Source organism: Streptomyces sp. WELS2, from assembly GCF_013870595.1.
GTDB lineage: Bacteria > Actinomycetota > Actinomycetes > Streptomycetales > Streptomycetaceae > Streptomyces.
Genome location: NZ_JACBWZ010000008.1, coordinates 20671 through 31241, shown reverse-complemented (window position 1 = coordinate 31241; position 10571 = coordinate 20671). Strand labels below are relative to the sequence as shown.

The 10571-nt window shown below is 70.7% G+C and carries 11 protein-coding genes; 6 read left to right on the top strand and 5 right to left on the bottom strand.

What is annotated here, in order from left to right; all coding sequences use genetic code 11:
- The 4 genes from H5J33_RS01300 to H5J33_RS01285 all read left to right on the top strand — a co-directional run.
- Positions 1–746, top strand: a 746-nt coding sequence (locus tag H5J33_RS01300; RefSeq protein ID WP_258564799.1) for a sensor histidine kinase KdpD, incomplete at its 5' end; no start/stop codon positions are given.
- Positions 743–1429 carry a response regulator gene (locus tag H5J33_RS01295; RefSeq protein ID WP_181792873.1) on the top strand — a complete coding sequence of 229 codons (687 nt, stop codon included), beginning with the start codon at positions 743–745 and terminating at the stop codon, positions 1427–1429. The genes H5J33_RS01300 and H5J33_RS01295, both read left to right, overlap by 4 nt.
- A 59-nt stretch (positions 1430–1488) precedes the next feature.
- A complete protein-coding gene (locus H5J33_RS01290; protein ID WP_181792871.1) occupies positions 1489–1887 on the top strand; it encodes an OB-fold nucleic acid binding domain-containing protein in 399 nt (132 codons plus the stop codon).
- A gap of 3 nt (positions 1888–1890) precedes the next feature.
- Positions 1891–2685 carry a DUF3159 domain-containing protein gene (locus H5J33_RS01285; RefSeq protein WP_181792870.1) on the top strand — a complete coding sequence of 265 codons (795 nt, stop codon included), beginning with the start codon at positions 1891–1893 and terminating at the stop codon, positions 2683–2685.
- Between the two features lie 64 nt (positions 2686–2749).
- On the opposite strand, the gene H5J33_RS01280 is transcribed toward H5J33_RS01285, so the two are convergent.
- Together H5J33_RS01280 and H5J33_RS01275 are read right to left on the bottom strand one after the other, a co-directional pair.
- Positions 2750–3418, bottom strand: a complete 669-nt coding sequence (locus H5J33_RS01280) for a TrkA family potassium uptake protein (RefSeq protein ID WP_030609167.1) — start codon at positions 3416–3418, stop codon at positions 2750–2752.
- A complete protein-coding gene (locus tag H5J33_RS01275; RefSeq protein WP_181792869.1) occupies positions 3418–4089 on the bottom strand; it encodes a TrkA family potassium uptake protein in 672 nt (223 codons plus the stop codon). Before H5J33_RS01275 ends, H5J33_RS01280 begins: the two co-directional genes overlap by 1 nt.
- Positions 4090–4472: 383 nt before the next feature.
- On the opposite strand from H5J33_RS01275, the gene H5J33_RS01270 reads away from it, so the two are divergent.
- Both H5J33_RS01270 and H5J33_RS01265 read left to right on the top strand, forming a co-directional pair.
- A complete protein-coding gene (locus tag H5J33_RS01270) occupies positions 4473–6521 on the top strand; it encodes an APC family permease (protein WP_181792868.1) in 2049 nt (682 codons plus the stop codon).
- A gap of 97 nt (positions 6522–6618) precedes the next feature.
- Complete coding sequence (locus H5J33_RS01265) at positions 6619–7959, top strand: class I SAM-dependent RNA methyltransferase (RefSeq protein WP_181792867.1); 1341 nt, start codon at positions 6619–6621, stop codon at positions 7957–7959.
- A gap of 1075 nt (positions 7960–9034) precedes the next feature.
- On the opposite strand, the gene H5J33_RS01260 is transcribed toward H5J33_RS01265, so the two are convergent.
- The 3 genes from H5J33_RS01260 to H5J33_RS01250 form a co-directional block, all read right to left on the bottom strand.
- Complete coding sequence (locus H5J33_RS01260) at positions 9035–9271, bottom strand: helix-turn-helix domain-containing protein (protein ID WP_181792875.1); 237 nt, start codon at positions 9269–9271, stop codon at positions 9035–9037.
- A 35-nt stretch (positions 9272–9306) separates the two neighbouring features.
- A complete protein-coding gene (locus tag H5J33_RS01255) occupies positions 9307–10041 on the bottom strand; it encodes a hypothetical protein (RefSeq protein WP_181792866.1) in 735 nt (244 codons plus the stop codon).
- 336 nt (positions 10042–10377) lie between these two features.
- Positions 10378–10536: a hypothetical protein gene (locus H5J33_RS01250; RefSeq protein WP_157854403.1), complete on the bottom strand. Its 159-nt coding sequence runs from the start codon at positions 10534–10536 to the stop codon at positions 10378–10380.
- Positions 10537–10571 lie beyond the last annotated feature (35 nt).

The following is a 10571-nucleotide window of genomic DNA, read 5'->3' as shown; positions in this document are numbered from 1 at the left end:
CCCGCGCGCTCGCCGAGGGCAACCGCATCCGCACCGCCCTGCTGGCCGCCGTCAGCCACGATCTGCGCACCCCGCTGGCCGGCATCAAGGCCGCCGTGTCCTCCCTGCGCTCCGACGACGTGGCCTGGTCCGAGGAGGACCGGGCCGAGCTGCTGAAGGGCATCGAGGACGGCGCCGACCGGCTCGACCACCTCGTGGGCAACCTCCTCGACATGTCCCGCCTCCAGACCGGCACGGTCACGCCGCTGATCCGCGAGATCGACGTGGACGAGGTCGTACCGATGGCCCTGGGCGGGGTGCCGGAGGACAGCGTCGTCCTGGACGTGCCCGAGACGCTGCCGATGGTCGCCGTGGACCCCGGGCTGCTGGAGCGGTCGGTGGCCAACCTGGTGGAGAACGCCGTCAAGTACAGTCCCCCCGGGCGGCGCGTCCTGGTGGCCGCGAGCGCCATCGCCGACCGGGTCGAGGTGCGCGTGGTGGACCGCGGGCCGGGCGTGCCGGACGAGGCCAAGGAGCGGATCTTCGAGCCCTTCCAGCGCTACGGCGACGCTCCGCGCGGCGCCGGTGTCGGGCTCGGCCTCGCGGTCGCCCGGGGCTTCGCCGAGGCCATGGGCGGCACCCTCACCGCTGAGGACACCCCGGGCGGCGGGCTCACCATGGTGCTGAGCCTGTGCGCGGCGGGACCGCGCCCCGAGCCGCTCCCCGCCGGGGAGTTCCGTACCGAACCCGAAAGGCACACCATATGACCCGGGTGCTCGTGGTCGACGACGAGCCGCAGATCGTGCGCGCCCTCGTGATCAACCTCAAGGCACGCGCGTACGAGGTGGACGCGGCCCCCGACGGCAGGACCGCCCTCGAACTCGCCGCCTCCCGCCACCCCGACGTGGTCGTCCTCGACCTGGGCCTGCCCGACATGGACGGCGTGGAGGTGATCCGCGGCCTGCGCGGCTGGACCCGGGTGCCGATCCTGGTGCTGTCCGCCCGGCACTCCTCCGACGAGAAGGTGGAGGCGCTGGACGCGGGCGCCGACGACTACGTGACCAAGCCGTTCGGCATGGACGAGCTGCTGGCCCGGCTGCGGGCCGCGGTGCGCCGGGCCGAGCCGGCCGGGCCGGGCGAGGACGACCTGACGACCGTGGAGACCGAGGGCTTCACCGTCGACCTCGCCGCGAAGAAGGTCCACCGCGACGGCAAGGACGTCCGGCTCACCCCGACCGAGTGGCACCTGCTGGAGGTGCTGGTGCGCAACACCGGCCGCCTCGTCGGCCAGAAGCAGCTGCTGCGGGAGGTGTGGGGACCGTCGTACGGCACCGAGACCAACTACCTGCGGGTGTACATGGCCCAGCTGCGGCGCAAGCTGGAGGCCGACCCGTCGCATCCGAGGCACTTCATCACGGAACCGGGGATGGGGTACCGGTTCGAGAAGTGAGCCGGCGGGCGCTCCCGGCGCCCTGTCGGCCCTGTCGGCGGCCCCGGTACGCTTCACATATGACTGCTGTTCCTCGTTCGGAAAAGCCGGCCGGCCGGTTCCGGCGCATGCTCGACCGGCTCTCCTCGTCGCAGGAGGACCTGGAGTCCGAGGAGCTGCGCGAAGACGCCGAGACGGCAGGCTGCACCAAGATAGGCGACTGCCACGACCGGCAGATCGTCACCGTAACTGGTACCTTGCGCACGGTCACCCTGCGCCCGCGCGCCGGAGTCCCGGCCCTGGAGGCCGAGCTCTTCGACGGCTCCGCCGCGCTGGACGTCGTGTGGCTCGGCAGGCGCTCCATCGTCGGGATCGAACCGGGGCGCAGGCTGATCGCATCGGGCCGGATCTCGATGAGCCGGGGCCGCCGGGTGCTGTTCAACCCGAAATACGAACTGCGACCCCTCGGACGGGAGTAGCCGGTGACGTCCCTCGACAAGCCGACCGAAGACACCGACCAGACTGAGCCCCAAGACGCCCGCGCGGTGACCGAGGCGGCGCTCTTCGAGGCCTTCGGCGGGGTCCGCGGCATGGTCGAGACGGTCGTGCCGGGCCTGCTCTTCGTCGCGATCTTCACCATCGACAAGGACCTGCACCTGTCCGCGATCGCCGCCCTGGCGGTCTCCCTGGTGCTCGTCGTGGTCCGGCTGGCCATGCGGGACACGGTCAAGCACGCCTTCAGCGGTGTCTTCGGCGTGGCCTTCGGTGTCGTCTTCGCGATGTTCACCGGCAACGCCAAGGACTTCTACCTCCCCGGCATGCTCTACACGCTCGGCCTGGCGGTGGCGTACCTGGTCACCGCGCTCGCCGGGGTGCCCCTGATCGGCCTCATCCTGGGCCCGGTCTTCAAGGAGAACCTCTCCTGGCGCACCCGCAACCCCGGCCGCAAGAAGGCCTACACCAAGGCGAGCTGGGCGTGGGGCCTGATCCTGCTCGCCAAGTGCGCGATCCTCTTCCCGCTGTACTGGTGGGCCGACACCGCCCAGCTCGGCTGGGTCCTGGTCGCCCTGAAGATCCCGCCGTTCCTGCTCGCGGTCTGGCTGACCTGGGTCTTCCTCGCGAAGGCACCCGCGCCCATCGACGTGTTCGCGGAGATGGAGGCGCAGGAGAAGGCGGAGCAGGCCGAGAAGGAGCGCAAGGCCGCCCCGGCCGCCGAGACCCCGGCCGTGGCCGAGGCCGGCGAGCCGAACGGCGGACGGCACCGCCGGGACGCGTGAGCGGCCGTCGTACGACGACGAAGGGCGCCCTTGTCACCAAGGGCGCCCTTCCGTATGCCGCGGCTCAGCTCTCGCGCCGCACCGACAGCAGTTCCTCCAGCTGCTCCTCCCGGGCCTGGGCGGCCACGAACAGCAGCTCGTCGCCCGGCTCCAGGGAGTCCTCCTTGGAGGGGGTCAGCACCCGGGTACCGCGGATGATCGTCACCAGGGAGGTGTCCTGGGGCCACTCCACGTCCCCGACCTGGGTGCCGGCCAGCGCCGACTCCTCGGGCAGGGTCAGCTCCACCAGGTTGGCGTCGCCGTGGCTGAAGCGCAGCAGCCGGACCAGGTCGCCGACGCTCACCGCCTCCTCGACCAGGGCGGACATCAGCCGCGGGGTGGACACGGCCACGTCCACGCCCCAGGCCTCGTTGAACAGCCACTCGTTCTTGGGGTTGTTCACCCGGGCGACGACGCGCGGCACGCCGTACTCGGTCTTCGCCAGCAGCGAGACGACCAGGTTCACCTTGTCGTCGCCGGTCGCGGCGATCACGACGTTGCAGCGCTGGAGCGCCGCCTCGTCCAGGGAGGTGATCTCACAGGCGTCGGCGAGCAGCCACTCCGCCTGGGGTACGCGCTCGACCGAGATGGCGGTCGGCGCCTTGTCGATCAGCAGGACCTCGTGGCCGTTCTCCAGCAGCTCGCCCGCGATCGAGCGGCCGACCGCGCCGGCACCGGCAATGGCGACCCTCATCAGTGACCGCCCTCCTCTTCCGGGCCGGCGGCGAACGCCGCCTCGACCTTGTCCACGTCGTCCGTCCGCATCATCACGTGCACGAGGTCGCCCTCCTGCAGCACCGTCTGGGAGGTGGGCAGGACCGCCTCGCCCAGCCGGGTCAGGAACGCCACCCGGACGCCCGTCTCCTCCTGGAGCTCGCTGATCTTGTGACCGACCCACTTCGGGGAGGCGTGCACCTCGGCGAGCTGGACCCCGCCGGTGGGGTCGCGCCACAGCGGCTCGGCGCCCGAGGGCAGCAGCCGGCGCAGCATCTGGTCGGCGGTCCAGCGGACCGTGGCCACGGTGGGGATGCCCAGCCGCTGGTAGACCTCGGCGCGCCGGGGGTCGTAGATGCGGGCCGCCACGTTCTGAACGCCGAACATCTCGCGGGCCACGCGCGCGGAGATGATGTTGGAGTTGTCACCGCTGGAGACCGCGGCGAAGGCGCCGGCCTCCTCGATGCCCGCCTCGCGCAGGGTGTCCTGGTCGAAGCCGACGCCGGTGACCCGACGGCCCCCGAAGCCGGGGCCGAGCCGGCGGAAGGCGGTGGGGTCCTGGTCGATCACGGCGACCGTGTGGCCCTGTTGCTCCAGGGTCTGGGCAAGAGCGGAACCCACTCTTCCGCAGCCCATGATGACGATGTGCACGACCGTCCTTCCGGTGTCCAAAAGTTACTGCTCAAGCATCAGGGTCTCAGACAGAGGCCCAAAGCTACACACGGGCGCCACGCGCACCACGCCCCCCTGCCCGGCACGGAGCGAGCCGCCGGCGAGTGCCCAGGCGAGTGATACTGAGCACGCCCACGGGGTCTGGATTCCGAGGCCGGACGGGACGGACGGTGCCCCGATCAGCCCCGCGGACGCGCCCGGACGGCCCCCGGAGTGCGACGACAGGCGGGGTTTGCCCCCGCGCACGGCGGGCACCCGCCCCCACGGATTCCGAAGTTCCGCGTGCCCCCGATTTCACTCGTGAGGCAGATACCGCACGCCGGGTGGGCGGGTGCCAGATCGAAGGCTTACGATCCTCTCTCGTGTCCAAACTGACCGACGTGCCCAAACGGATCCTGATCGGGCGCGCACTGCGCAGTGACCGGCTGGGGGAAACCCTGCTGCCGAAGCGCATCGCACTCCCCGTCTTCGCCTCCGACCCGCTGTCCTCCGTCGCCTACGCGCCGGGGGAGGTCCTGCTGGTCCTGTCCATCGCGGGCGTGTCGGCGTACCACTTCAGCCCCTGGATCGCCGTCGCGGTCGTCGTGCTGATGTTCACCGTGGTCGCCTCCTACCGGCAGAACGTGCACGCCTACCCGAGCGGCGGCGGCGACTACGAGGTCGCCACCACCAACCTCGGCCCCCAGGCCGGGCTCACCGTGGCCAGCGCGCTGCTGGTGGACTACGTCCTGACCGTCGCCGTCTCCATCTCCTCCGGTATCGAGAACCTCGGCTCCGCGGTCCCCTTCGTGGTCGAGCACAAGGTGCTCTGCGCGGTCGCCGTGATCGTGCTGCTGACGCTGATGAACCTGCGCGGCGTCAAGGAGTCCGGCAAGCTCTTCGCCATCCCGACGTACGTCTTCGTCGGCGGCGTCTTCATCATGATCCTCTGGGGCGCCTTCCGGGGCCTGGTCCTCGGCGACACCATGCGCGCCCCCACCGCCGACTACCACATCAAGGCCGAGCACCAGGGCCTCGCCGGCTTCGCGCTGGTCTTCCTGCTGCTGCGCGCCTTCTCCTCCGGCTGCGCGGCCCTCACCGGCGTCGAGGCGATCTCCAACGGCGTCCCGGCCTTCCGCAAGCCCAAGTCGAAGAACGCGGCGAACACGCTCGCGATGATGGGTCTGCTCGCCGTCACCATGTTCTGCGGCATCATCGCCCTCGCGATGACGACGAAGGTCCGCATGGCCGAGACCCCGGCCACCGACCTGCTGCACCACGGCGTCCCGGTCGGCCCCGACTACGTCCAGAACCCGGTGATCTCCCAGGTCGCCGAGGCCGTCTTCGGCAAGGGCAGCTTCCTGTTCATCCTGCTCGCCGCCGCCACCGCACTGGTGCTGTTCCTGGCCGCCAACACGGCGTACAACGGCTTCCCGCTGCTCGGCTCGATCCTCGCCCAGGACCGCTACCTGCCGCGCCAGCTGCACACCCGCGGCGACCGGCTCGCCTTCTCCAACGGCATCGTGCTGCTCGCCGGCGCGGCCACGCTGCTGGTGTTCATCTACGGCGCCGACTCCACCCGCCTGATCCAGCTGTACATCGTCGGCGTGTTCGTGTCCTTCACGCTCAGCCAGACCGGCATGGTCCGGCACTGGAACCGCCACCTCGCCGCCGAGAAGGACCCGGCCAAGCGCAGCCACATGGTCCGCTCCCGCGCGATCAACGCGTTCGGCGCCTTCTTCACCGGCCTGGTGCTGGTGGTCGTGCTGGTCACCAAGTTCACGCACGGCGCCTGGGTGGCCCTGCTCGGCATGTGCATCTTCTACGCGACGATGACCGCGATCCGGAAGCACTACGACCGGGTCGCCGAGGAGATCGCCGCGCCCGAGGGCCCGAGCGACGACATGGTCCGCCCCTCCCGGGTCCACTCCGTCGTCCTCATCTCCAAGATCCACCGGCCCACGCTGCGCGCCCTGGCCTACGCCAGGCTGATGCGCTCGGACACCCTGGAGGCGCTGACCGTCAACGTCGACCCGGCCGAGACCAAGGCACTGCGCGAGGAGTGGGAGCGGCGCGGGATCGACGTACCGCTGAAGGTGCTGGACTCGCCGTACCGGGAGATCACCCGCCCGGTGATCGAGTACGTCAAGAGCCTGCGCAAGGAGTCGCCGCGCGACGCGATCTCCGTGATCATCCCCGAGTACGTGGTCGGCCACTGGTACGAGCACCTGCTGCACAACCAGAGCGCCCTGCGCCTGAAGGGCCGCCTGCTGTTCACGCCCGGCGTGATGGTCACCTCCGTCCCCTACCAGCTCGCCTCCTCCGAAGCCGCCCGGGCCCGCGCCCGCAAGCGTCAGGAATGGAACGCGCCGGGCGCGGTCCGCCGGGGCCCGGCCGTGGAGCGGCCCAAGGAGCCGTCGGGGAAGGACTGAGGAAGGCCGTAGACTGGTGGGCTGTCGACCGTCGGCCGACCGCCACCGTCCTCCTTCCCCTTCTCTTCCCCTCTCTTCGATCTGGAGTCACCCCACCATGCAGGCAGAACCGACCAAGTCTCCGGTGTCTCTGGTGGGTGAGGAGTACGAGGTCGAGGTCGGCCCCGTCGCCCACGGCGGCCACTGCATCGCCCGTACGTCCGAGGGCCAGGTGCTGTTCGTCCGGCACGCGCTGCCCGGCGAGCGGGTGGTGGCCCGGGTGACCGAGGGCGAGGAGGGCGCGCGGTTCCTGCGCGCGGACGCCGTACGGATCCTGGAGCCGTCCAAGGACCGCATCGAGGCCCCCTGCCCCTTCGCCGGCCCCGGCCGCTGCGGCGGCTGCGACTGGCAGCACGCCAAGCCGGGCGCCCAGCGCCGCCTCAAGGCCGACGTGATCGCCGAACAGCTCCTGCGGCTGGCCGGCCTCACCCCGGAGGAGGCGGGCTGGGACGGCACGGTGGTCCCGGCCGAGGGCGACAAGCTGCCCGCCGGCCAGGTACCGCAGTGGCGCACGCGGGTGCAGTACGCGGTGGACGCCGCCACGGGCAAAGCAGGTCTGCGCCGCCACCGCTCGCACGAGGTCGAGCCGATCGACCACTGCATGATCGCGGCGGCGGGCGTGAGCGAGCTGGGCATCGAGAAGCGGGACTGGGCCGGCATGGAGTCGGTCGAGGCCATCGCGGCGACCGGCTCGCAGGACCGCCAGGTGGTCCTCACCCCGCGCCCCGGCGCCCGCCTGCCGCTGGTCCAGCTCGACCGGCCGGTGTCGGTCCTGCGGGTGGACGAGAAGTCCGGCGGTGTGCACCGCGTCCACGGCCGGCCCTTCGTGCGCGAGCGCGCGGACGGCCGTACGTACCGGGTCGGCGGCGGCGGTTTCTGGCAGGTCCACCCGAAGGCGGCGGACACGCTGGTGACAGCGGTGATGCAGGGCCTGCTGCCGCGCAAGGGCGAGATGGCCCTGGACCTCTACTGCGGTGTCGGCCTCTTCGCCGGCGCCCTCGCCGACCGCCTCGGCGAGCAGGGCGCGGTCCTCGGCATCGAGTCGGGTAAGCGGGCGGTGGAGGACGCCCGGCACAACCTGGCCGACTTCCCTCGGGTCCGCATCGAGCAGGGCAAGGTCGAGTCGGTCCTGCCGCGCACCGGCATCACGGAGGTCGACCTCGTCGTCCTCGACCCCCCGAGGGCGGGCGCCGGCCGCAAGACGGTCGCCCACCTCTCCACCCTCGGCGCCCGCCGCATCGCCTACGTCGCCTGCGACCCCGCCGCGCTGGCCCGGGACCTGGGGTACTTCCGCGAGGGCGGCTACCGGGTGCGGACGCTGCGGGCGTTCGATCTGTTTCCTATGACGCATCATGTGGAGTGCGTCGCCATCCTTGAGCCTGCCGAGAAGGGTCGCTGACCTGTCGTTTTGCATTTCAGGTGGTCAACTCGACCTGTTTTCGCTCGCGGATTGCGTCGACTGGGGTTCGCTTGTGCAGAACGCTCTGAGCTGTAGGTTCGAGGGCCGGCGTGGGTCTCGCGGTGATGGATCGATGCGCAATGCAGATTTTTTGACGCTCGGATGACGCTCGAATATCGGAAGCCTCAACCTCGGAGTGGCGAAGCTGGTGTAAACATTCGGGGCGCGCTGGAAGTTGAGTTCTTGATCCTGAGTCTCCCTTGCCCGATGCCCGGGTGCGTCCGGACTACGCGGTGGAGACATCGGGACGCATCACCGGCTTCCTGGAACTGAAGGCGCCAGGGCACGACGTCACGCCCGACGGCTTCACGAAGCGGGACCGGGAGCAGTGGGAGCTGATGCGCGGACCGCGGTGGCCCGGTACCAGTCCGGTTCCTGAGGGGACAACTTGGGCGCGCAGGTGCGCCCGGACGAGGGCTCGCGCGGCGGTGACGCGGTCGGGGTGCTCGTCGGTGGCCTCGGCAGCGTCGAAGGCCGGGATGCGACCCAGTCCGTGCTCCGCGTCGTCGAAGTTGTCCAACCTGGTCTTTGGTGCAGGAGACGCCGTGTAGGCGTCGCTTCCCCAGTCCTGACGGTCGGAGAAGATCGGGTGGGTGCCAGTCCTTCGTGCCCATGACGACGAGGACCTTCGGGGTCATCCCCCCGAAGGCGGTCGTGGCGAGCGGTGCGTAGGGCTGGGCCGCCGGGCCGTTCAGATCCGCGCCCCGGCCGGGCGAGGCGATCGTGACGCGGGCGCCGAAGCGTGCGGCGACGGCTCACTGGCAGGTTCGGGGTTGACGGGCGTGCTCGCCGTAGCTCGGGTCGGTGAGCGCCGGCGCGTTCACGAACTGGCCGACGCGCCAGGGCTGTCGGCCGCCGAACCGCTCGGCGAAGAAAGAGGGGCATCCCTTCGCCCACCGATTGCCGAGCAGCCGTGGAGAACCGTGCGGCGCACGTCGGCGGCGAACGGCCCGTCGTAGGAGGCAGGGCCGTGCGGCTCCGTGGCCGATGCCACGGAGCCGCACGTTGGATACCGTCAGAAGCCGACGCTCGGATCGTCCGTGTCCTCTTCCGGGTCCACGCTGTACAGCGGGCGGTCCTCGATCCCCAGGGCGCGCATCAGTTCGGTGGTCGGAATCCTGTACCTACGTCCGATGCGGAGGACGGGGCAGGGGAACTCGTGCTCGCGGATCAGCCGGTACGCGGTCGTCGAGCCGATTCCGAGTGCTCGGGCCGCCGTGCGCAGGTCCACTGCGACGGGCAGGTCGAACATCTCCGTGAAACTGAGGCGGCCCTCTGCCGGGTCCTTCACCCTCGCCTCCCCGCAGGGCGGACCGGCCGGGTGTCCGCGCGGCGCCCGGGCCGTCGCCTCTTCCCGGGGCTGTGACCCGCCGAACGGTCCTGCGACCCGTCGTCGGTGTCGATGAAGATTCCCTGTCGGCGCAGATGCTCGGGGCGCACCCGGAAACGCAGCGGTGCGCACAGCCCGTCCGGGCCGTCCGGACGGTCGACCCGTACGTCCAGGCTCTCCGCCGCCGGAGTGTCCGCCTCCTCGCCGGACGCAGTGAGAGCGTGCTCTTCGGTGATGCGTTCGATCTGGGTGGAGGCAAGCTCCCGCAGCCCTTCCCGGGCGAGATGCCACGCCCTGGCGCGCGCCGCGTGCAGCAGGGAGGAGTCGGTGAGACAGCTCGCGCCGTCCCGATCCGCCAGCTTCTCCAGGAGAGCCAGGACCATCTCGGCCTCCACGTCCGACCGGTCGGCCCGCAGGCGCGTGCAGACCCGGTGGACCGTCCCCGTCAACCGGGGCAGGGCCAGCCAGATCGCCAGGAGTTTCCCCGTGCTGTCTGGAGTCAGGTCGCTCTGCGCCGTGCGGATGACCTCCTTCCAGACCACGTTGGCGAACTGAGGGTCGGAGCCGGGGCCGTACAAGGTCTCGTGCGTCTCGGCGGCGGTCAGCCGGACCGGATCAGCCTCGTCGGAGTCCGTGGGGACGAGCACGAAGACCGCGTCACTGGTCCGGGGATCGTCGAAGTGCCGCCTCACCAAGGCGAACGCACTGCTGTGCGGTGGATACATCAGGAAATGTCCTCTCTTTGGACTGCGGAGACCTGAGTCCGGAGGTGCTGGAGATACCGAGATGCTGGACGAGGTGTGTCCTGTGGTGGGGACGTACCGCCTCATATCCGCGTCAAGCGGAGACGAGTCCCACCAGCCTCACTTTGATGCGTGAGCATGCGGTAGTGGTCTTCTCGGCCAGGTAACGCCGCCTTTGACCACGAGCGGTAGCAAGCGCGGCAGCCAGGCCGCGAGTTCGCCGGTGACGAAGTTCGCGAGGCTGGTGGGTGCCCGTACAGAACGGGCACCCACGAACTGTTGCGCTCAGGCGGTCTCGGAGGACGAGGTGTCCGGCGCCTCGGTGGGCGGGGTCGCCGGGGTGGTGTCCTCGGTCCGGACGGCCGCCCGCCGGCGGCGGCTCGGCGGCCAGTCGGGGGACTGGCGCAGACGGGCTGCCCGGCGGTTGCGCTGACGGCTGTTCATCGGGTTCGCGGTTCCTCTCTGATGAGTCGGTGGAT